Origin of the sequence: Bradyrhizobium quebecense (genome assembly GCF_013373795.3) — a bacterium.
Lineage (GTDB): Bacteria > Pseudomonadota > Alphaproteobacteria > Rhizobiales > Xanthobacteraceae > Bradyrhizobium > Bradyrhizobium quebecense.
Map to the genome: position 1 here is coordinate 444,677 of NZ_CP088022.1, position 21,441 is coordinate 466,117.

Consider the following 21,441-nt stretch of genomic DNA (forward strand, 5'->3'; position numbering starts at 1 on the left):
GGCTAACCTTGCGGGCCGAAATAGGTACAGCTCTCGTTGCAGCTGTCGCGATGGACGCTGACGCGGGTCAGCTTGCCCGCGTGTTGCAATCGCTCCCAGATGAAGCGTGAGAGATTCTCCAGCGTCGGGACACCGATCGCCTCGATCTTGTTGAGGAACTTGTGGTCGAGCGTCTTCTGCACCTCGGCCATGGCGCGTTCGAGCAGGCCGAGATCGACCACCATCCCGGTTTTCGGATCGGGCGTGCCGCGGACGGTAACCTCGGCTCGAAACGAGTGACCGTGGATCTCCTCGCTGGCGGTGCCAAAGGTCGTTCCGGATAGCGCATGCGCAGCCTCGAACCGAAACGCTTTCGTCAATTCCCACATCTCGTTCAACAATCCAGTTCTGACAAAGTAGAGTTCATCTAATGCCGAGCGTCTTGTGCGTCTGCACGCTGAGGCGCCATTGCGGGTGCTTCAGGCAGTATTCGATCGCCCGCTCGGTATTTTCGATCACGTCGGGGCCGTCCATCGGCTGCAGCGAGAAGCGCTCGAAGGCGAGCCCGGCGAAGTCCTCCGGCGCGTTTTCCGGTTGCGGATAGACCAGCTTGAGCTCGTGTCCCTTGCGCACCACGAGCTCGGTTGCGGCCTTGGGGCTGACGCAGATCCAGTCGAGCCCGTCGGGCGGGGCGATGGTGCCGTTGGTCTCGATCGCGATCGCAAAGCCGTGGCCGTGCAGGGCCTCGATCAGAGCTTTATCGACCTGCAGCAGCGGCTCGCCGCCGGTCAGCACCACGTAGCGGTCGGCTTCGCCCCCGGTCCATTGCGCGGCAATGGTGCCGGCGAGCTCGGTCGCGTCGGCATAGCGGCCGCCGAGCGTGCCGTCGGTGCCGACGAAATCGGTGTCGCAGAACCAGCAGACTGCGCCGGCGCGGTCCTGCTCGCGGCCGCTCCAGAGATTGCAGCCGGCGAAGCGGCAGAACACGGAGGCCCGGCCCGCATGGGCGCCTTCGCCCTGCAGGGTGAGAAATATCTCCTTGACCGCGTAGCTCACCAAATATCCCTTAAGTTACCGAACCGGCAGTTCCTGAGCCGGCAAGTCCTGAGCCGGCAAGTCCTGAACCGGCAAGTCCTGAACCCGTCTGCCGCAGCGCCTCTCCGACTGCCATGGCCGCGGTGACCGCCACATTGAGCGAGCGCAGGGACGGCCTGATCGGAATCAGCAGCCGCGCATCCGCGGCGGCCACAACCGCGTCGGTCACCCCTGCCGTTTCGCGCCCGAACAGCAGCACATCGGAGGCCGAATACGCGAAATCAAGGTAGGATTTCGCTGCCTTGGTCGTGAACAGAACCAGCCGGCATCCGGCCTCGGCCCGCCATTCCTCGAATTTCGACCATGAGTCGTGACGCTTCAACCGCACATGGTCGAGATAGTCCATACCCGCCCGGCGGAAATTCCGGTCCGAGGTGTCGAACCCTGCCGGTTCGATGATATGGGCTGCCACGTCCAGGCAGGCGCAGAGGCGCAGAATCGTCCCTGTATTCTGGGGGATGTCGGGCTGGAACAGCGCGATCTGCATGGTGCGGGCGACCTGTGAAATCCGGATGAAATTGTCTCAATAAAACATCGCTTGGCGCGGATTTCGTGCATTGCACGTGTGCGAGCCGATAGCGGGCTTGCGCTCGTCCGGCAAGGGTGCCAATAGAACGATTCTGGACTGCTGTTCCGCCATTTGGGGTGGGGAATAGCGGTTTTCTGCCGCCGCGGGGGCCGCGGGCGCCGGCAGCCTTTCTTGGGGCGCGTTCTGCGTCTCCGGGGCGGTTCCACCGGCTGCAGAAAAGAAAGGGCTAGGAATCGTGACGACAGCGTCTTCGGCGGACCATCCGACACGCCGTGATTTTCTCTTTGTTGCAACCGGAGCTGCCGCCGTCGTCGGCGCAGCCGCGACCGTCTGGCCGCTGGTTGCCCAGATGAACCCGGATGCCGCGACGATCGCGGCCGGCGCGCCGATCCAGGTCGATCTGACGCCGATCGCCGAGGGCCAGGACATCAAGGTCTTCTGGCGCGGCAAGCCGATCTACATCAGCCACCGTACCAAGAAGCAGATCCAGGAGGCCCAGAGCGTCGCGCTCTCGAGCCTGCCCGATCCGCAGCCCGACTCGGCCCGCGTCAAGGCAGGCCACGACCAGTGGCTGGTCGTGATCGGCATCTGCACCCATCTCGGCTGTATCCCGATCGCCCATGAGGGCAATTACGACGGCTTCTTCTGCCCCTGCCACGGCTCGCAGTACGACTCCTCCGGTCGTATCCGCCAGGGGCCGGCACCCGCCAACCTGCCGGTGCCGCCCTACGCCTTCCTTACCGACACCAAAATCCAGATCGGCTAAGTCCCGGACATCACGGGACTTCGGCTTCCCCTTGGACCCATCGCGTCGTTTTTCTTCTTCAGGATCGCATCAATGAGCGGACCATCTGATTTTCAACCGAGCAACCCCGCCTTGAAGTGGATCGAACGGCGCCTTCCCATCTTCGGCCTCGTCCACTCCTCGTTCGTGGCCTATCCGACGCCGCGCAACCTGAACTACTGGTGGACCTTCGGCGCCATCCTTTCGATGATGCTGGCGCTGCAGATCCTGACCGGCGTGATCCTGGCGATGCACTACACGCCGCACGCCGATCTCGCCTTCAAGTCGGTCGAGCTTATCGTCCGCGACGTCAACTACGGCTGGCTTCTGCGCAACATGCATGCCTGCGGCGCGTCGATGTTCTTCTTCGCCGTCTACATCCACATGTTCCGCGGTCTCTATTACGGGTCGTACAAGGAGCCGCGCGAGGTGCTGTGGATCCTCGGCGTCATCATCTACCTGCTGATGATGGCGACCGGCTTCATGGGCTACGTGCTGCCGTGGGGCCAGATGAGCTTCTGGGGCGCCACCGTCATCACCAATCTGTTCTCGGCCGTGCCGTATTTCGGCGAGAGCATCGTGACCCTGCTGTGGGGCGGCTATTCGGTCGGCAATCCGACGCTGAACCGCTTCTTCTCGCTGCACTATCTGCTGCCGTTCGTGATCGCCGGCGTGGTCGTGCTGCACGTCTGGGCGCTGCATGTCGCGGGGCAGAACAACCCGGCCGGCGTCGAGGCCAAGACCGAGAAGGACACCGTGCCGTTCACCCCGTATGCGACGATCAAGGACGCGTTCGGTGTGTCGTGCTTCCTGATCTTCTTCGCCTGGTTCATCTTCTACATGCCGAACTATCTCGGCGACGCCGACAACTACATCCCGGCGAACCCCGGCGTGACCCCGGCGCACATCGTGCCTGAATGGTACTATCTGCCGTTCTACGCGATCCTGCGCTCGATCCCGAACAAGCTCGCCGGCGTCGTGGCGATGTTCTCGGCGATCATCATCCTGTGCTTCCTGCCCTGGCTCGACAGCGCACGGACCCGTTCGTCGAAGTATCGTCCGCTGGCCAAGCAGTTCTTCTGGATCTTCGTGGTGGTCTGCATCCTGCTCGGCTATCTCGGCTCGCAGCCGCCGGAAGGCATCTATGTGATCGCCGGCCGGATCCTGACGGTGTGCTACTTCGCCTACTTCCTGATCGTGCTGCCGCTGCTCGCCCGCATCGAGACGCCGCGCCCGGTGCCGAACTCGATCGCCGACGACGTGCTGGCGAAGAGCAAGGGCAGGGCCGCGACCGCAGCCTCCGTCATGCTCGCGCTGGTGGTGGCTGGCGGCCTGTTCGCCGGCAGCACCCAGAACGCCAAGGCCGAGGAGGGCGGCGACGCCCCGCCGGCGCAGAGCTGGTCGTTCTCCGGCCCGTTCGGCAAGTATGACCGCGGCTCGCTGCAGCGTGGCCTGAAGGTCTACAAGGAAGTCTGCTCGGCCTGCCACGGCCTGTCCTATGTCGCGTTCCGCAACCTCGCCGATGCCGGCGGCCCCGGCTATTCGGAGGCGCAGGCGGCTGCGTTTGCGTCCGAGTACAAGATCAAGGACGGCCCCAACGACCAGGGCGAGATGTTCGAGCGTCCGGGCCGCCCAGCGGACTACTTCCCGGCGCCGTTCCCGAACGAGCAGGCCGCGCGCGCGGCCAATGGCGGCGCGGCGCCGCCCGACCTCTCGCTGATCACCAAGGCACGGTCCTACAAGCGCGGCTTCCCGCAATTCGTGATCGACTTCTTCAGCCAGTACCAGGAGCAGGGACCCGACTACGTCGACGCCATCCTGCAGGGCTTCGAGGACAAGGTCCCGGTCGGCGTGACGATCCCGGAAGGCTCGTACTACAACAAGTACTTCCCCGGCCATGCCATCAAGATGCCGAAGCCGCTGTCCGACGGTCAGGTGACCTTCGACGACGGTTCGCCGGCGACGGTCAAGCAGTACGCGCACGACGTCACCACGTTCCTGATGTGGGCCGCCGAGCCGCACATGGAAGAGCGCAAGCGGATCGGCATGCAGGTGTTCTTCTTCCTCGTGATCTTCGCCATCCTGATGTACTTCACCAAGCGCAAGGTCTGGGCCGACGCTCACTGACCTCGGGCATGGTATCGCGCGTTTGAGAAAGCCCCTTCGGGGGCTTTTTTGTTTGCTCCCGTCATTGCGAGCCGTTGGCCCGCAATGACGGCTAATTGATTGCTTCCTGGCTGTAGTGCGGACAAAATGCCGGCCAATCGGCCGGCAAACATTGCGGAGGAACTCATGGGTACCAGCATCAACTTCAAGCGTCCGGACGGCAAGGAAGCGTCAGGCTATCTCGCCAACGCCGCGCGCGGCAACGCGCCCGGGGTCGTCGTGATCCAGGAATGGTGGGGGCTGCAGGACCAGATCAAGGGAATGTGCGACCGCTTCGCGCGGGCCGGTTTCGATGCGCTGGCGCCCGATCTCTATAAGGGCAAGGTGGTGCCGTATCACGACACCGACGCGGCCGGCAAAGAGATGAACTCGCTCGACTTCATGGACGCCACCACGCAGACGGTGCGCGGCGCCGCGCAATATCTTGGCAAGAACGGCGCCAAGGTCGGCCTGACCGGCTTCTGCCTCGGCGGCGCGGTGACCATCATCGGCGCCACCAAGATCCCGGAGCTGACCGCCGGTGTGGTGTTCTACGGCATTCCGCCGGAGCAGGCGGCCAAGCCGGCGGACGTGAGAATTCCGCTCCAAGGCCATTTCGCCACCAAGGACGACTGGTGCACGCCGGCACTGGTCGATGGTTTTGAGAAGGCGATGAGGGCCGCCGGCAAGTCGCTGGAGCTGTATCGCTATGACGCCGAGCACGGTTTCGGCAACGAGCAGCGCCTGTCGGTGCACGACCGGCAGTGCGCCGAACTGGCCTGGGACCGCGCGACGGACTTCTTCAGGAAGCATCTCGGGTGAGATCGAGACGGCATACGTCGCCGACCCGTTTGAAAAGGGAAACGTGAATGCTGCGGAGGTCGGCGTCCACGGCGAACTGATCCGCCGGGTTGTTATTGCACACCCGGTTTGCTCACTGGATGGCTCTCGCGCCCCCGCAACAGATTCGTCAGGACAAAGTCCCGTTTCGGCATAAGCGAGACGCTTTCTGCCGGGAAATCGACACGCGGAGCCCGCAAAACGGTTGGCGAGTTCTCGGTTTTCGGTGTGTAGGGCAGGAAAACCAGAATTCTGCTCGAGAAGTCCTTGGGGCGCGCCGATATGATGACGGCGGCTGTTCGAGCGCCGTCGACCGTGCTGAAACTGTCGATCGCGACACTGACGAATTTTGCTTTCTTGTGATCCGTCATGAACCAGCTTTCCGCCATCTCTAGTATGAGGTTGGGGTCGTCCGTTCGCAGTCCGACGATTTCTTCTGTTGCGCCGCTCCAGAAGCTCAGTGTCAATTTCAGTCCGAACGGAAGCAAGAAACCGTCATCAAGAATAATTCGACTGGCAATAGCCAAATGCCGTCCCGCAAAGTGTGACAGGTTTGCCAGTTCGGCGTCGCTGGAAAAAAGCAGGGGACACCTCCGAAGTCACACGCGATGATCAATATGGTATTGACAGTTTACCCGGCATCTTGGTGCTATCTCAGATTGAATGATGGCCTGTCAATGACCGACCGTAGCGGTCGGTTGAACAGCTCTGAAATAATCACGGTTGGCAGGAATAGCTCACCGAATCAGCCAGGTCGCCTCACCCCGTCCCACCACGGGCAGGTCCCCGACATCAGCTTGAAATTGCCTTCCAGCACCTGCACCGGCGCGCGCTTGCCTTCCGAGGCGGCGCGCATCCGCATCTCGCGCGCGACGGCACGGTCTTCCGGCGACAGCCAGACGCGTTCGTGGCCCCACAGGCTCGGGCCGTCATGCATCTCGAACGGCGTCCAGTTCGCCGGATCGATCTCGCGGCCGCCCCAGCCGCACTCGACCATGAAGGCTGACGGCGACTTGGCGTAGAACGAGGTCATCAGGTCGTTGGTGTGGCGGCCGAGCGTGACGTTGACCCGGTCTTCCTTCATCGCGATGTCGTAGGCCTGACCGACATCGTCGAGCGAGAACAATTCCACCATCAGATGATGCATGCCGTTGCTGCCGGTCTCGATCAGCGCCAGCGAGTGGTGGCGCGCATTGACGTGGAAGAAATAGGCGCGGAACGGCTTTTCGATGTAGTCGCTGAGGCCGAAGCCGAGCACGTCGACATAGAAGCTCATGACAGGGGCGAGATTCTCGACCGTCAGCACGGCGTGGCCGAGGCCGAGCGGCCCGGTGCGGAAGCCGGAGATCGATCGGCCCGGCCGGAACGGCGTGTCGTCGATCTCGGCGCCATGAAACGCCTCGATACGGTTGCCGGCGGGATCCCGAAACGAGATCAGGCCGCGCACCCGCCTGGTATCGGCGAGCGCCTGCGGCTCGGCGGTCACGGCAACGCCGGCATGCTCAAGCCGCGCCGCCAGCGCGTCGAGGGCTGCGGCATCCGCCACCTCCCAGCCGAAGAACCTTGTCCCTTCGCCCTGCGCGCGGTCGATCACGATGCGCTGCTTGCGGTCGTCCATCCGGAAGGCAAGCAGCGAGTTGCCGCGCTCGATCGACTGCAGCCCGACCAGGCCGGTACCGAATTGCCGCCAGTCGTCGAGCGCGTCGGAGCCGAAGCCGGCATATCCGAGACCCAAAATCGCCATCTGCGCCTCCACCATCTGTCTGTTTTTTGGGCGGCTGGTCACCGCTATTTCGACAAATCCTACGCGGATTCCGGTCGCTTCAAACCCCGAAAATGCCGTCCCGCCTTGGGGCAGGGGTGTCGGGCCATCCCTTGACACGGCACGCGTCGGGTGGTGAGTAGCGGCCATGAGCACCGTTGCCAGTCCATCCCGTCGTTGGTGGCCCACCTTCTCATAGGTGGCCGGTGCGTTTTCATTTCTCAGAAACGTCGAAGGTCGCCATCGCAGTGCGACGGTCTCCCTTCGTTTGTCCTGTGTGGCGCTCTCTTCCCAAGTTTCGTAAGAGGATCACATGAACAGGACAGTCTTCTCCCTGCCGGCTCGAAGCGAATACCTCACCAATGGCGGCCTTGCGGTTGCGCGCGTGGTCGAGCAGTTCACCGGCGGCGCCAACCGCCTCGACGAGCTGATCGCGCTCTTGGACCGCCGCCGCGGCGTGGTGCTGTCTTCGGGCACGACAGTGCCGGGCCGCTACGAGAGCTTTGACCTCGGCTTTGCCGACCCGCCGCTGGTGCTGGAAACCTCAGGTACCGATTTCTCGTTGCAGGCGCTGAACCCGCGCGGCGAGGTCCTGATCGCCTTCCTTGGCGACGTGCTGCGCGAGCCCTGCGTCGTGATCACGGAGCGGAGCGCAACGCGGCTCGCCGGTCATATCATCCGCGGCGCCGCGCCGGTCGAGGAAGACCAGCGCACCCGCCGCGCCAGCGTGATGTCGCTGGTGCGCGACATGGTGGCGGCGTTCACCTCCAATGCCGATCCGCTGCTCGGCCTGTTCGGCGCCTTCGCCTACGACCTCGTCTTCCAGATCGAGGACCTCGTGCAGAAGCGCACCCGCGAGGCCGACCAGCGCGACATCGTGCTCTACGTGCCGGACCGGCTGCTGGCCTATGACCGCGCCACCGGCCGCGGCGTGGCGCTGAATTACGAGTTTGCGTGGAAGGGCAAATCGACCGCCGGCCAGTCGCACGAGACCGCGCCGAGCCTCTACGCCAAGACCGGGCGGCAGGGCTTTGCCGATCACGCCCCGGGCGAATACCAGGCGACGGTTGAAGTCGCGCGCGCGGCGTTCGCCCGCGGTGATCTGTTTGAGGCAGTGCCCGGGCAGCTGTTTGCCGAGCCCTGCGAGCGTTCGCCGGCGGAGGTGTTCCAGCGGCTCTGCCGTATCAATCCGTCGCCCTATGGCGCGCTGATGAATCTCGGCGACGGCGAATTCCTGGTCTCCGCGTCGCCCGAGATGTTCGTGCGCTCCGACGGCCGCCGGGTCGAGACCTGCCCGATCTCGGGCACCATCGCGCGCGGTTCGGACTCGATCGGCGATGCCGAGCAGATCCGCAAGCTCCTGAACTCGGAAAAGGACGAGTTCGAGCTCAACATGTGCACCGACGTCGACCGCAACGACAAGGCGCGCGTCTGCGTGCCCGGCACCATCAAGGTGCTGGCGCGGCGGCAGATCGAGACCTACTCAAAGCTGTTTCATACCGTCGATCACGTCGAGGGCATGCTGCGGCCGGGCTTCGATTCGCTCGATGCTTTCCTGACCCATGCCTGGGCCGTGACCGTGACCGGCGCGCCGAAATTGTGGGCGATGCAGTTCGTCGAGGATCATGAGCGGTCGCCGCGGCGCTGGTACGCCGGCGCGATCGGCTGCGTGAACTTCGACGGCAGCATCAACACCGGCCTGACCATCCGCACCATCCGCATGAAGGACGGCCTCGCCGAGGTGCGCGTCGGCGCCACCTGCCTGTTCGACTCGGATCCGGCCGCCGAGGACCGCGAATGCCAGGTCAAGGCTGCGGCGCTGTTCCAGGCGCTGCGCGGCGATCCGCCGAAGCCGCTGTCGGATTTTGCGCCTGACGCCACCGGCTCGGGCAAGAACGTGCTCCTGATCGATCACGACGACAGCTTCGTGCATATGCTGGCCGACTATTTCCGCCAGGTCGGCGCCAACGTGACCGTGGTCCGGCACATCCATGCCCAGGACATGCTGAAGCAGCGGGGATGGGACTTGCTGGTGCTGTCGCCCGGGCCGGGGCGCCCGGAGGATTTCGGCATCGCGAGGACCATCGACACCGCGCTGGAAAAGAAGCTGCCGATCTTCGGCGTCTGCCTCGGCGTGCAGGCGATCGGCGAATATTTCGGCGGCCAGCTCGGCCAGCTCGGCCAACCCGCGCATGGCCGGCCCTCGCGCGTCCGGGTCCGCGGCGGCAGGCTGATGCACAATCTGCCCAATGAGATCGTGATCGGCCGCTATCATTCGCTCTATGTCGAGCGCGACAGCGTGCCCGAGGTGCTGGCGGTGACCGCGACCACCGAAGACGGCGTCGCGATGGTGATCGAGCACAAGACCCTGCCGGTCGGCGGCGTGCAATTCCATCCGGAATCGCTGATGTCGCTCGGCAACGAGGTGGGCCTGCGCATTGTCGAGAATGCATTCCGGCTTAATCCGCCGGCCAATTGAGGATTGCGAGACCAATGACCTTCGACCACGACATCAAGGCGACCGTTCGCACCATCCCGGACTACCCGAAGAAGGGCATCCTGTTTCGCGACATCACGACGCTGCTTGCCGATGCCCGGGCTTTCCGCCGCGCGGTCGATGAGCTGGTGCATCCCTGGGCGGGGGCGAAGGTCGACAAAGTCGCGGGGATCGAGGCGCGCGGCTTCATCCTGGGCGGCGCGGTGGCGCATCAGCTCTCGGCCGGCTTCGTGCCAATCCGCAAGAAGGGCAAGCTGCCGCACACCACGGTACGGATCGCCTACTCGCTGGAATACGGCATCGACGAGATGGAGATGCATGCCGACGCCGTGCAGCCCGGCGAGCGCGTGATCCTGGTCGACGATCTAATCGCGACCGGCGGAACCGCGGAGGGCGCGGTGAAGCTGCTGCGCCAGATCGGCGCCAATGTGGTCGCGGCCTGCTTCATCATCGACCTGCCCGATCTCGGCGGCGCCGCCAAGCTGCGCGCGATGGACGTTCCGGTACGCACGCTGATGGCGTTCGAGGGGCATTAGCGGCACTCCCTCCACACGTCGTCCCGGCTCGCGCTTCGCTTGGCCGGGACGACAGTCATCCCCGTTGCAGCAGCATGCTCAGCTCGAGATCGCGGAAGGTGGTGTAATTCCGCCGGATCCACTGATGCAGCTCGGTCGATGAGTCCTTCTCCTGGCGCAGATAGCCGGTGAAGGAGAAGGTCAGCCGGTCGATATAGGTCTTCAGGAACACCGGCAGGGCGCGGAAGCGTAGCACCCGGCTGCCGGTCATGACGGGCGGCAGCTCGCCGCGCACCACGAACTCGTTGTCGATGACGACGAGGGCGTTCGGCGGGATCATGCCCTGCAGCGTCTGGTAGCCGTGCACCGAGGCGCGGTCGGTATCGGCCACATACAGGATCACAGGCGAGACGCGCCGGCGCAGCGCCTCCTTCATCAGCCCGATCTGGTCGACCATTTTGAAGAATTCGTCGAAGGCGTGGTAGCCGAGGTCGATCACCTTGGCGATGCCGTCATTGACGATGACGCGGTCCATCAGCTGCATCTTGCCGTAGGTGTCGATTACGTCGGCGGTTTCGGTGATCCGCGGCAGATAGTCGAGCAGCGACGGCTCCTTCAGATTGATGTCGTAGCAGACGACGTCGCCGTTCTTGAGCAGCAGGAATTCGCCGAGCAGCCGCGCGATCAGCGTCTTGCCGACCTGCGGGCGGGGCGAGCAGATGATGTAAACGGGCGTGGACGACATCGCCCGCTATATCAGGCCAAATTTTCGCCCAATCCAGCCCCATCGCCGCCCCCCGGCGCGATTTTTTCGCTACCGAGCGCGACTTTTCGCTGCCCTTGCGCGCGACTATTTTTCGCCCTTGGCCGACTTGGCGCCGACCAGGTCGGTCAGCTTGATCCGGTCGTACTCGCTCCAGACATTGGCGAGCCAATGCCGGACATAGCCGCGCAGCACGAAGGAGTAGTTGGCGGCGTCGTCGTTGATGCCCTTGTTGGCGACGAATTTCAGGAACGGAACCGAGGAGACCTCGACCTGCTCGTAGGCCATTTCGTTGAGCTTCGGGATGGTGAGGTCGACGGCATCCTTGATGCGGTGGAAGTAGGAATTGTAGGTCGCCTGGTCCCACTGGAAGAACTGGGTGTCGTTGATGAAGTTCTTCACCAGGAAGTACTTCGCGCCGCCCATGAAGTTGGCGGTCTCGGCGATCTCGTCCAGCGAGGCGATCGACGGGCCGAGGATGTGGAACACGGCGAAGGTGATCTGGCCGGAGCGCGCGGCGTCGAGGAAGCCGATATCGCGCAGCGAGGCCAGCGCGGGCGAGAGCAGGCCGGCGCGGACGTCGATCACGGTGACCGAGGAACCGGCGTTCAGCGTATCGAAGATCTTCATCTGGTCCGCGGTCGTCGTCATGTCGACGATCTCGGTGATGTCGGGATGGAAGCGCTTCAGCGTGCCGCGCGGCGACTCGGTGTCGAACGCCCGGGTCTGCACATTATTGGCACTGAAATAGTCCAGGAGCGTCCGCGAGACGGTGGTCTTGCCGACCCCGCCCTTGTCAGCGCCCACCACGATCACAACCGGCTTTGCCATGGAAGTCCCTTAAAGCGCGCTCCCGACCGCGATGGCGATCGGCAAGTCCCCATACTGCTTTGGGCGCGAACATGGCAGAAACGAGGGAGAATTCAATTCCTTAAGGTGCCCATGACCGGCTTGGTGGGGATTTCCTTAATGGACTGAGTAACCTAGGGCACGATCAGCGGTGCGGGCCCCAGGGGCCCTGGATCGGACCTTGAAGCGGACCAAACGGCCCCTGCCTGGGGCCCGTGCCCGGCAGCGGCGGCGGATTGTTCGGTTGTGCGGGCTGCGTGTCACCCCACGGGCCATGGGTCGCCGGCGGGGGCTGGTCACCTGCCGTGGACGGCTGGTCCTGCGGCTCCGTCTCATCCGGCAGCGCCAGCGGTCCGGGATCGTGGCCGCCGGCGTATTTCACCAGGGCATCGACCCGTGACTTCACCGATGGATGGGTGGCAAACAGGTCGGCAAAACCCTCGCGCGGATTGTCGACGCAGAGTTCCATCACCGCCGAGGTGGCGCCCGGCAACTCGCCGCGGTTCTCGATCTTGCGCAGCGCCGAGATCATCGCATCGGGATTTTTGGTCAATTCGACCGATCCGGCATCGGCGAGGAATTCGCGCGATCGCGACAATGCGAGCTTGACCACCTGCGACAGCAGCCAGGCCAGCATGATCAATGCGACCGCGATGATGATGACGATGATCGCGCCGCCGCCCGAGCCCTTGCTGTCGCGGTCCGAGGATGAGGATGACGATGAGGAGGATGACGACGACGACCAGCCGCCTCCGCCGCGGCCGCCGCTCCACGACAGATTTGTGAACAGGCGGAAGAACAGCTCGCCGAAGAAGCCGACCACGCCGGCGATGATCACGGCGACCACCATCAGCTGTACGTCGCCATTCTTGATATGGGTGAGCTCGTGGCCGAGCACGGCCTCGATCTCCTGGTCGTTCAGTGCCCTCAACAGACCCGTGGTGACGGTGATAGCGTATTGGCGCGGGTTCAGTCCGGTCGCGAATGCATTCAGCGCCGGGCTGTCCATCACCTTCAGCTTCGGCATCGGGATGCCGCGCGAGATGCAGAGGTTTTCCAGCAGATTGTAGAGCCGCGGCTGCTGCTGGCGCGTCACGCTTTCGCCGCCGGTAACGGCGTCGATCATCTTCTGGTGGAAGAAATAGGCGATCACGATCCAGGCCACCGCCGCGATCGTCGCCCATGGGAAGGCCGAGACCAGATCGCGCGAGGCATGGGTCAGATAGTAATCGGCCGTGCGGCCGCTATCGATCATCACCTCCGCGACCAGCGCGCCGGCATAGACCAGCACGTAGATCAGCAGGAACAGCCCGGCGAGCAACAGCATCGAACGAAACTTGTTCGATGCGATGTGCGTGTAGAGACCATAGGCGGCCATGACGGAGCAGCCTCTCGCCGGCGCGCGTTGCGCCTCAGAACTTCACGCTCGGTGCCGCCTCGACCTCCGTGCGGCTGGCGCCGAGGTCGAAGAAATCCTTGCGGGTGAAGCCGAACATGCCGGCGAACAGTGCGGCCGGCATCTGCTGGATGCCGGTGTTGTATTCCTGGACCGCGTTGTTGAAGAAGCGACGGCTGGCGGCGATCTTGTTCTCGAGATCGGAAAGCTCCGAGGCGAGCTGCTGGAAATTGGCGTTGGCCTTGAGGTCCGGATAGGCCTCCGACAGCGCGATCAGCCGGCCGAGCGCGCCGGAGAGCTGGTTCTCGGCCGCCGACACCTGGGCCGGTCCCTGCGCCGAGATCGCCGAGTTGCGCGCCTTGATGACGTCGTCGAGCGTGCCGCGCTCATGCGCGGCGTAGCCCCTCACGGTCTCGACCAGGTTCGGGATCAAGTCGTGGCGCTGCTTGAGCTGCACATCGATGTCGGCAAAGGCCTGGCTGACCCGCTGGCCGAGCGCGACGAGGCGATTGTAGGCGCCGAACGCAAACAGCACGAGAAGGACGATGACGCCGATAACGATCCAGCTGGTCGACATGACAGGGCAGCTCCTGATGGACGAAACGGCGGCACCGTAGCCCAAGATTGGGGCGCAGGGCAGCCCGCCGCGAAAAGGTGGGCAATCGTTGGTCGCGATGGTGTGCAATTAGTTCAAAGGCGTCGTCCCGGCGTAGACCGGGACCCATACGCCGCGGCCGCGGAAAGGGCACACGCGGCGTCGGCTTCGCTTCGCAACCGGATCGGTTGTTATGGGTCCGGGCCTTCGCCGGGACGACGCAAATAGCTAAACCGCATCGCCCCAGCGCCAGCGCCGGGCGCTGGCGTAATCGGCCTTGGCGCGGCGGGGCACCCTGGCGACTACGACGCCCTCCGCCGTACACAGCTTGGCCGCAACCTCGACCTTGCCGACATCGGGCTGCGCCAGCACCCGCGATGGCCGGTTCTCAATGCGCGCGCGGCTCAGCGCGACATAGGCGAAGCGCTCGTCCTCGAACGGGGCATCCACGCCCTTGACCTGCTTGTGCGCGCGCGAGCGTTGCAGGCGCTGCGAGAAATGGCACCAGTCGGGTGCGACCAGCGGGCAGCTGCCGTCATGCGGGCAGGGGGCTGTGACATGCGCGCCGGCGGCGATCAATCGGGCGCGGAGTGCGATGATCCGCGCATAGCCCGCGGGCGTGCCGGGTTCGACGACGAGCAGCGTGTCGCGAGCTTTGGACCACAGCGCATCGGCCAGTGTTGCGCGCTCGGCCTCGCCGAGCTCGCCGATCATGTAGCTGGCGACGACGAGGTCGGCTGGGTCGGCCTTGTCCAGCAAGGCGCGGGCCTGGCCGAGTTGGTAGCTGGCGTCGTGCAGGCGTGTGGTGCGTTGAAACAGCCCTTCGGCCAGCGTTCGCAACGCGCCGTTGGCGTCGAGGAGGGTGAAGCCCTTTAGCGATGTGAACGTCTCCGCCGCCGCCCAGGTCGCGGTCGCGGGGCCGGCACCGACATCGAGCAGGCTCGCTGGCGCAAAATCCGGCCGGATCTCCGTCAGCGCATTGAGGCTCGCCACCACGGCCGCATAGGTCGCCGGCATCCGCGCCAGCGCATAGGCGAGCGCATCGGTTTCGGTCCGGATCGTCCCGGAGCCGCCGCCCTCGCGATAGGTCTGTGAGATCACGGCGGCGCGGCCGGCGGCATCGCTGCGCGACAGGCCTTCGAGCCTGGCGTTGAGGGCGGCGCGCAGTTCGGCAGGGAGATCGGGTGAAGTCATGGTTCGCCGTCGTCCTGAGGTGCGAGCGCTTGCGAGCCTCGAAGGATGACAATCACGAGTCGCGGCCCATCCTTCGAGACGCCGCGCGAATGCGCGGCTCCTCAGGATGACGCCTGAGTGCGTTACGCCACGTTCTGGTCGAGGATATCGACCGCGCCCTGCAGGTCGACCGACACCAGCTGCGACACGCCGCGCTCCGCCATGGTGACGCCGAACAGCCGGTTCATCCGCGCCATCGTGATCGGATTGTGCGTGATGATGATGAAGCGGGTTTCGGTCGACGCCGTCATCTCGTTCAGCAGGGTGCAGAACCGTTCGACGTTGTGGTCGTCGAGCGGCGCGTCGACTTCGTCCAGCACGCAGATCGGCGACGGGTTGGTCAGGAACACCGCGAAGATCAGCGCCAGCGCCGTCAGCGCCTGCTCGCCGCCGGACAGCAGCGACAGCGTCTGCGGCTTCTTGCCGGGCGGCTTGGCGATGATCTCGAGGCCGGCCTCAAGCGGATCGTCGCTCTCGATCAGGTGCAGCGCGGCTTCGCCGCCGCCGAACAGCTCGGTGAACAGCCGCTTGAAGTGGTTGTTGACGGTCTCGAACGAGGTCAGCAGACGCTCGCGCGCTTCGCGGTTGAGGCTCTGGATGCCCTGCCGCAGCCGCTTGATCGCCTCGACCAGGTCGTCGCGTTCGGTGGTCAGCGCGGTGTGCTGGGTCTCGACTTCCTTCAACTCTTCCTCGGCGCGCAGATTGACCGCGCCCAAGCGCTCGCGATCACGGCGCAGCTTTTCAAGTTCTTCCTCGACCTGCGCGACCGGCGGCAGCTCCGCGCCGGGCTCGATCTCGGCCATGCCGACGACCGCGCTGGGCTCGACCTCGAGCATGTCGTGGATCTCGCGCTCGATGTCGGCGAGGCGGCGGCGGGTGCCTTCCATGCGCTCTTCGGCGCGCGCGGTGGCTTCGCGGGAGGAGGAGAGCGCTTCGAGCGAGGTCTTGGCGAGGCGATCGGTTTCCGCCATCGCTGCTTCCGCCGTCGCCAGCGCATCGGCGGCGATCCGGCGATCGCCCTCGGCGTGCTCGATCTCCGTGATCAGCGCGCTGCGCTTCTCGGCGAACACTTCCGGCGCATTGGCCAGTTCCTCGCGCTCGGCCGACACCTCGGCGATACGCTCCTCGATGGTCCCGACCTGCGAGGCGGCGCTGGTCTTGCGGCTCTGCCACTCGTTGCGTTCGGCAACGATGGCCTGCACGCGGCGGTCAGCGAGCTCGGCCTCGCGGGCGAGCGCCTGCGCCTCGGCGCGGACTTGCGCTGCGGCACGGCGCTGGTTGTCGATCTCGGCACGAACCGCGGCGAGCTGGGCTTCGGTCTCGACGCCCGGCGGCAATTCGGACAGCGCGGCAACTGCGTTCTCATGCGCCGCTTCGGCCTCGGCGCGGTCGGCGGCGACGCGACTATGCGCCTCGGTCAGCGCCGATTTGCGCGCAGAGTGGCGGTTGATCTCGCGTTCGGTCGCGGCATGGCGTTCACGCGCGGCGTCGGTCTCACGGCGGGCGGCACGCACGGCTTCGCGCGATGCACCTTCGGCGGCGGACGCCGAGCGCAATTCTTCTTCAGCCGTCTCCAGGGCCTGGCGCTTGGCGGCGGCATCGATGCGGGCCTGTTCCAGCTCATGCTCGATATCGACCAGGCGGGCGCGTTCGGCGAGGCGGCGGGCGGCGCCAGTTGGAGCATGGGCGTCGGCGACAAAGCCGTCCCAGCGCCAGACGTCGCCTTCGAGCGACACCAGCCGCTGGCCGGTCTTCAGCTGCGACACCAGCGCGGCGCCGCGTTCTTTGGCCACCACGCCGATCTGGGCCAGACGGCGCGCCAGTTCCGGCGGCGCCTGGACGTGATCGGCCAGCCGTTCGACGCCGTCAGGCAGCGCAGGATCGCCCGCGGCTTCCCCGACATTGGTCCAGCGCATCGGCGCAGAGGAATCCACCGGCGCGTCGAGGTCGTCGCCGAGCACGGCGCCGATCGCCTTTTCATAGCCCTTGGCGACCGTGATGCCGTCGATGATCGGCGGCCACAGATTCTTGGTCTCGCTGGTGACGAGCTTGGAGATGGTACGGGCTTCGGTCTCGAGCCGCTGCACCCGCTTCTCGGCTTCGGCGAGCGGATTGCGGGAGGCTTCCAGCGTCTGCCGCACGGCGGCGTGATGCGCCTCGCTGGACTGCACGGCCGCCTCGGATTCGGCGAGCGTCTGCTGCGCCATCTCCATGGCGGCGGCGAGCGCGTCGATGTCGCCGAGATTGCCGGTCTCCTGCGCGAGCTTGGTTTCCTCGGCCTGGACGTTGGCGATCTCCTGATCGAGCCGCGCCAGCCGGTCGCGGTGCGTGCGCACGCCGGCTTCGAGCTGGTTGCGCTTGGCGGTCAGGTCGGCGAGCTGCGTGGTCAGTTCGGAGAACTGGCGCTCGGTCGCGGCCAGGATCTCCTCGGCCTCGGAGACGCGCTCGTCGACGCCGGAGCGCTTCTCGACGCGCGACTTGATCTCTTCCTTCAGCTCCGCGTCTTCGGTGTCGAGCCGCTGCAGCGCGATGTCGGCATCGGAGGTCTGCTGCTGCTCGCGCGCGATGTCCTGGGCGAACTGGGTGAGGCGGCGATCGAGTTCGCCGACCCGCTCCTTGGCGCGCTGCTCCTCGCGGTCGAGCATCTCGCGCGCATTGGTCAGGCGCTGCAGGCCGGCGGCGGCGCGCGCCTCGGCATCGCGCAGCGCCGGCAATTCGGCGGCGCGGATTGCCTGGATGCGGGCGGATTCGGCCTGCTCGCGGGTGCGCTCGGCCATCTCGCGCACGGAGATGTCATGGGTGTGCGCGGCGTCGTTGACGTCGGCATTGGCCTCGATCCAGCGCAGATGGAACAGCATGGCCTCGGACTTGCGCACCTTGGCGGCGACCTCGCGGTAGCGAATCGCCTGGCGCGCCTGCTTCTTCAGACCTTCCATCTGGCCGCTGAGCTGGCCGATCACGTCCTCGACGCGGGTGAGGTTGGTTTCGGCCGCCTTCAGCCGCAGTTCCGCCTCGTGGCGGCGGGCGTGCAGGCCGGCAACGCCGGCGGCGTCTTCCAGCACGCGGCGGCGCTGCTCGGGCTTGGCCTGGATGATCTCGCCGATCTTGCCCTGGTGGACCAGCGCCGGCGAACGCGCGCCGGTGGCGGCGTCGGCGAACAGGATCTGCACATCCCTTGCACGGACGTCGCGGCCGTTGATGCGGTAGACCGAGCCGGCCTCGCGCTCGATGCGGCGGGAGATTTCGAGCAGCTGGCTGTCGTTCATCGCGGCCGGTGCGGAGCGATCGGAATTGTCGATCGTCATCACGACTTCGGCGTGGTTGCGCGCCGGACGATTGCCGGAACCGGCGAAGATCACCGCATCCATGTCGGCGGCGCGCAGCGACTTGTGCGAGGTCTCGCCCATCGCCCAGCGCAGCGCTTCGACGAGATTGGATTTGCCGCAGCCGTTCGGTCCGACGACGCCGGTCAGGCCCGGCTCGATCATGAAATCGGTGGGTTCAACGAACGACTTGAAACCGTGCAGGCGGAGGCGCGTGAGCTTCATGTACACAAATCTCGTTTGGCCGGGCGCGAATCTCCCTGCCGTGACAATACCATGGATGGCAATGTCGGTGTCTGGGGTGAATAGCTGCGTGCAGCTCTCATGAGCGGCGACAATGGCGATGCCGGTGCGTCAGGGCAACCGCTTGACCAAGCTTTTCCCAAGGGATTTGCAAGGGATTTACAGGGGTTTTGCGGCCTCTGCATGTCCTCGAAGATTCGCATCGCGCGAATCAGGTTTTCAACAACCAAATAATGCGACGGCGGCATGCCGTGATCGCAAATCATCCACAATTATCGTGCCGCGCCTCGAACGCGGGTATGATGACGTCAGATTCGCGGGCGCGGGATCAGCTCTTCAGCAGCGGGTCGATGTGCTTGCTGAACTCCTCGAACGAGGTCTCGCCCTTCAGCATCTCGCCATTGACGAAGAAGGTCGGCGTCGAGTTCACCTTCAGCACCTCGTTGGCGTATTTCTGGTCGGCGGCGATCTTGTCGAGCAGCGTCTGATCCTTCAGGCAGTCCTCGACCTGCTGCTGGCTGAGGCCGGCCTGCTTGCCGATCCGCGTCAGCGTCTCGGTGGTGTTCTTGACCACCCAGTCGTTCTGCTGGCGGAACAGCAGGTCGATCACCGCGAAGAATTTCGGCGCGTCGTCCTTGGCGATGCAGCGCGCCAGCATCGAGCCGGCGGCGGCCTTGATGTCGAGGGGGAATTCGCGGAACACGTAACGGACCTTGCCGCTATCGATGTAGGTCGACTTGATCTTCGGGAACACGGTCTCGTTGAAATTGGCGCAGTGCGGGCAGGTCATCGAGGCGTATTCGATGATGGTCACCTTGGCGTCCTGCGGGCCGAGCCCCATGTCGGGCAGCGACTGCGGCTTGGCGACCTCGGCGGCGGTCTGCGCGAACGCGTCCGTGATCAGGCGCAGCGGCGACAGCCCGGCGAGGGCGGCAAGCCCGGTCAGCGAGAGAGCGGTGGTGAAAGCGCGGCGCGTGATGATCAAGGTCAGCTCCCGGATTGGCGCATTCACGCCAGAATGAAGGGGGTCCCGAAAAGAAGCCTTCGCTAGCTTGAAACGACCATTGTGGCAATGCCGGGATCTCGCGGCCGAGCCTGCGAAAAGCGTCAATTTCGCTTGATCGAGGCACCCAGGCGGGCCAGCGCGGCGCGCAGATCGTCGTCCTCGACGGCGCCCAGGTTTGCCGCCTCCCGGGCCACGTCTTTGGCGTCGGGCGGGCGCGGCCGGGCGGGGCGGCCGCGGCGCAAAAGCGGCGCTTGCCGGATCGTCAGGCGGCCGACCGCGTGCCAGCCGAAGAAGCGGTTCACCCGCTCCAGGATGACGTCGGAGGAGTGCTGGATCTCCAGCGCCATCGGCCCCTCGACCCGCAGCACCAGCGTGGCCGGCTCCTGCGGCTGCCCCTCGACCGGCCGAGGCCACTGGATCTTCAGGGGCTCGCAATAGGCCGCGATCCGCTCGCCTGCGATCTCGGTCCAGCGCGTCACCAGTTCGCGAGCGGCAAAGCCCTGCTTGGCATAGGCGTCGGTGAAGACGTCGCTGAGCAGGATCGACAAGGGCTTTGCGCTGATCGGGCCGGGTCTGGGCATGGGTGGGGTTATAGCATCCCGCAATTCGGTGAGGAACGTTCCTGCCGCCATGGCCGGGCTTGTCCCGGCCATACACGCCTTTGTTTCCCCGGACAAAGAAAGACGTGGATGCCCGGGTCAAGCCCGGGCATGACGGGGCAAGATCTGTCCTAGAGTAACATCATGAGCTCGCGCGCGGCCGCCAAAACCAAACCGACCGACCAGCAAGCCGACCGCCCGGCGCGGCTGCTTGCCTGGTATGACCGGCATCGGCGGCGGCTGCCGTGGCGCGCGGAGGCGGGGGAGCGGGCCGATCCGTACCGTGTCTGGCTGTCCGAGATCATGCTGCAGCAGACCACGGTCAGGGCGGTCGGACCTTATTTCGAGAAATTCCTGTCGCGCTGGCCCGACGTGACTGCGCTCGGCCGCGCCTCGCTCGACGATGTCCTCAGGATGTGGGCCGGGCTCGGCTATTATTCGCGCGCGCGCAACCTGCACGCCTGCGCGGTTGCGGTGCTGAACACCCATGACGGGGCCTTTCCGGACACCGAGGAGGGCCTGGGTGCGCTGCCCGGCATCGGGCCGTACACCGCGGCGGCGATCGCCGCGATCGCATTCGACCGCCGCACCATGCCGGTCGACGGCAACATCGAGCGCGTGGTCACCCGGCTCTACGCCATCGAGGCGGCGCTGCCGCAGGCCAAGCCGCTGATCAAGGAGATGGCCGCGACATTGCTCGGCCCGTCCCGTGCCGGCGACAAGAACTCTCGCGCCGGCGACAGCGCCCAGGCGCTGATGGATCTCGGCGCCACCATCTGCACGCCGAAGAAGCCGGCTTGCGCATTGTGTCCGCTGAATGACGATTGCGCAGGCCGCGCCCGCGGCGATCAGGAGACGTTCCCGCGCAAGGCACCGAAGAAGAGCGGTACGTTGCGCCGCGGCGCCGCCTTCGTGGTGACGCGCGTCGCCGAACTCCTGGTGCGCTCGCGCCCAGACAAAGGCCTGCTCGGCGGCATGACCGAAGTGCCGGGATCGCAATGGCTTGCCGGGCAGGCCGATGCCGCCGCGCTGGCACAGGCGCCGGAGCTCAAGGGCGTCACGCGCTGGCACCGCAAGACCGGCGTGGTCACCCATGTGTTCACGCACTTCCCGCTCGAGCTCGTGGTCTATACGGCCAATGTTCCGCCGCGGACCCGCGCGCCGGACGGCATGCGCTGGGTGCCGGTGGCGACGCTGGACGGCGAGGCGTTTCCCAATGTGATGCGCAAGGCCATCGCGCACGGGCTGGATCTCTAGGGGGGAGACCTGCTGACACCATGCTGGCAGC

19 protein-coding genes are annotated in these 21,441 nt (G+C 65.4%); 6 read left to right on the top strand and 13 right to left on the bottom strand.

Features of this window, described 5'->3' with window-relative positions; all coding sequences use genetic code 11:
* Positions 1 to 2: 2 nt before the first annotated feature.
* The 3 genes from HU230_RS02260 to HU230_RS02270 are packed head-to-tail and all read right to left on the bottom strand — an operon-like array spanning position 3 to position 1,561.
* Positions 3 to 368 (bottom strand): 6-pyruvoyl trahydropterin synthase family protein, encoded by a 366-nt coding sequence (locus HU230_RS02260; protein ID WP_092126881.1) that lies wholly within the window; start codon positions 366 to 368, stop codon positions 3 to 5.
* Positions 369 to 402: 34 nt separating this feature from the next.
* The gene (gene queE, locus HU230_RS02265) at positions 403 to 1,035 is read right to left on the bottom strand and encodes a 7-carboxy-7-deazaguanine synthase (protein WP_176533158.1); all 633 of its coding nucleotides are present in this window, start codon (positions 1,033 to 1,035) and stop codon (positions 403 to 405) included.
* A gap of 10 nt (positions 1,036 to 1,045) precedes the next feature.
* Positions 1,046 to 1,561 (bottom strand): tRNA (cytidine(34)-2'-O)-methyltransferase, encoded by a 516-nt coding sequence (locus tag HU230_RS02270; protein WP_176533157.1) that lies wholly within the window; start codon positions 1,559 to 1,561, stop codon positions 1,046 to 1,048.
* 277 nt (positions 1,562 to 1,838) lie between these two features.
* Here HU230_RS02270 and petA point away from each other — a divergent pair, with 277 nt between their 5' ends.
* The 3 genes from petA (at position 1,839) to HU230_RS02285 (ending at position 5,354) form a co-directional block, all read left to right on the top strand.
* Entirely contained in the window at positions 1,839 to 2,369 is a 531-nt protein-coding gene (petA, locus tag HU230_RS02275; RefSeq protein ID WP_173641229.1) for a ubiquinol-cytochrome c reductase iron-sulfur subunit, read from the top strand.
* A 72-nt stretch (positions 2,370 to 2,441) separates the two neighbouring features.
* Complete coding sequence (locus HU230_RS02280; RefSeq protein ID WP_176533156.1) at positions 2,442 to 4,514, top strand: cytochrome c1; 2,073 nt, start codon at positions 2,442 to 2,444, stop codon at positions 4,512 to 4,514.
* A gap of 165 nt (positions 4,515 to 4,679) precedes the next feature.
* Complete coding sequence (locus tag HU230_RS02285; protein ID WP_092126885.1) at positions 4,680 to 5,354, top strand: dienelactone hydrolase family protein; 675 nt, start codon at positions 4,680 to 4,682, stop codon at positions 5,352 to 5,354.
* A 92-nt stretch (positions 5,355 to 5,446) separates the two neighbouring features.
* Here the strand turns inward: HU230_RS02285 and HU230_RS02290 are convergent, their stop codons facing one another.
* Positions 5,447 to 5,899, bottom strand: a complete 453-nt coding sequence (locus tag HU230_RS02290) for a hypothetical protein (RefSeq protein ID WP_176533155.1) — start codon at positions 5,897 to 5,899, stop codon at positions 5,447 to 5,449.
* Positions 5,900 to 6,117: 218 nt separating this feature from the next.
* Positions 6,118 to 7,116, bottom strand: coding sequence for a VOC family protein (locus HU230_RS02295; RefSeq protein ID WP_224942885.1), 999 nt, complete (start codon positions 7,114 to 7,116; stop codon positions 6,118 to 6,120).
* Between the two features lie 331 nt (positions 7,117 to 7,447).
* On the opposite strand from HU230_RS02295, the gene HU230_RS02300 reads away from it, so the two are divergent.
* The gene (locus tag HU230_RS02300) at positions 7,448 to 9,613 is read left to right on the top strand and encodes an anthranilate synthase component I (protein ID WP_176533154.1); all 2,166 of its coding nucleotides are present in this window, start codon (positions 7,448 to 7,450) and stop codon (positions 9,611 to 9,613) included.
* A gap of 14 nt (positions 9,614 to 9,627) precedes the next feature.
* On the top strand, positions 9,628 to 10,167 hold the full coding sequence (locus HU230_RS02305) for an adenine phosphoribosyltransferase (protein WP_074131621.1): 540 nt from the start codon (positions 9,628 to 9,630) through the stop codon (positions 10,165 to 10,167).
* A 55-nt stretch (positions 10,168 to 10,222) separates the two neighbouring features.
* Here the strand turns inward: HU230_RS02305 and HU230_RS02310 are convergent, their stop codons facing one another.
* The 8 genes from HU230_RS02310 to HU230_RS02345 all read right to left on the bottom strand — a co-directional run bounded on the left by HU230_RS02310 (position 10,223) and on the right by HU230_RS02345 (position 20,135).
* On the bottom strand, positions 10,223 to 10,891 hold the full coding sequence (locus tag HU230_RS02310; protein WP_176533153.1) for a P-loop NTPase family protein: 669 nt from the start codon (positions 10,889 to 10,891) through the stop codon (positions 10,223 to 10,225).
* Positions 10,892 to 10,996: 105 nt separating this feature from the next.
* The gene (locus tag HU230_RS02315; protein WP_173641235.1) at positions 10,997 to 11,740 is read right to left on the bottom strand and encodes a P-loop NTPase family protein; all 744 of its coding nucleotides are present in this window, start codon (positions 11,738 to 11,740) and stop codon (positions 10,997 to 10,999) included.
* A 163-nt stretch (positions 11,741 to 11,903) separates the two neighbouring features.
* The gene (locus tag HU230_RS02320) at positions 11,904 to 13,136 is read right to left on the bottom strand and encodes a M48 family metallopeptidase (protein WP_176533152.1); all 1,233 of its coding nucleotides are present in this window, start codon (positions 13,134 to 13,136) and stop codon (positions 11,904 to 11,906) included.
* A 34-nt stretch (positions 13,137 to 13,170) separates the two neighbouring features.
* Positions 13,171 to 13,731, bottom strand: a complete 561-nt coding sequence (locus tag HU230_RS02325; protein ID WP_176533151.1) for a LemA family protein — start codon at positions 13,729 to 13,731, stop codon at positions 13,171 to 13,173.
* A gap of 246 nt (positions 13,732 to 13,977) precedes the next feature.
* Positions 13,978 to 14,943, bottom strand: a complete 966-nt coding sequence (locus HU230_RS02330) for a small ribosomal subunit Rsm22 family protein (RefSeq protein WP_176533150.1) — start codon at positions 14,941 to 14,943, stop codon at positions 13,978 to 13,980.
* A 122-nt stretch (positions 14,944 to 15,065) separates the two neighbouring features.
* Positions 15,066 to 18,530 carry a chromosome segregation protein SMC gene (gene smc / locus HU230_RS02335; RefSeq protein WP_176533149.1) on the bottom strand — a complete coding sequence of 1,155 codons (3,465 nt, stop codon included), beginning with the start codon at positions 18,528 to 18,530 and terminating at the stop codon, positions 15,066 to 15,068.
* Between the two features lie 346 nt (positions 18,531 to 18,876).
* Positions 18,877 to 19,533 carry a DsbA family protein gene (locus tag HU230_RS02340; protein WP_176533148.1) on the bottom strand — a complete coding sequence of 219 codons (657 nt, stop codon included), beginning with the start codon at positions 19,531 to 19,533 and terminating at the stop codon, positions 18,877 to 18,879.
* Positions 19,534 to 19,655: 122 nt separating this feature from the next.
* Positions 19,656 to 20,135, bottom strand: coding sequence for a DUF721 domain-containing protein (locus tag HU230_RS02345; protein ID WP_176535175.1), 480 nt, complete (start codon positions 20,133 to 20,135; stop codon positions 19,656 to 19,658).
* A gap of 162 nt (positions 20,136 to 20,297) precedes the next feature.
* Between HU230_RS02345 and mutY the strand changes: the two genes are divergently transcribed.
* The gene (gene mutY, locus HU230_RS02350; RefSeq protein ID WP_176533147.1) at positions 20,298 to 21,410 is read left to right on the top strand and encodes an A/G-specific adenine glycosylase; all 1,113 of its coding nucleotides are present in this window, start codon (positions 20,298 to 20,300) and stop codon (positions 21,408 to 21,410) included.
* Positions 21,411 to 21,441: the final 31 nt, after the last annotated feature.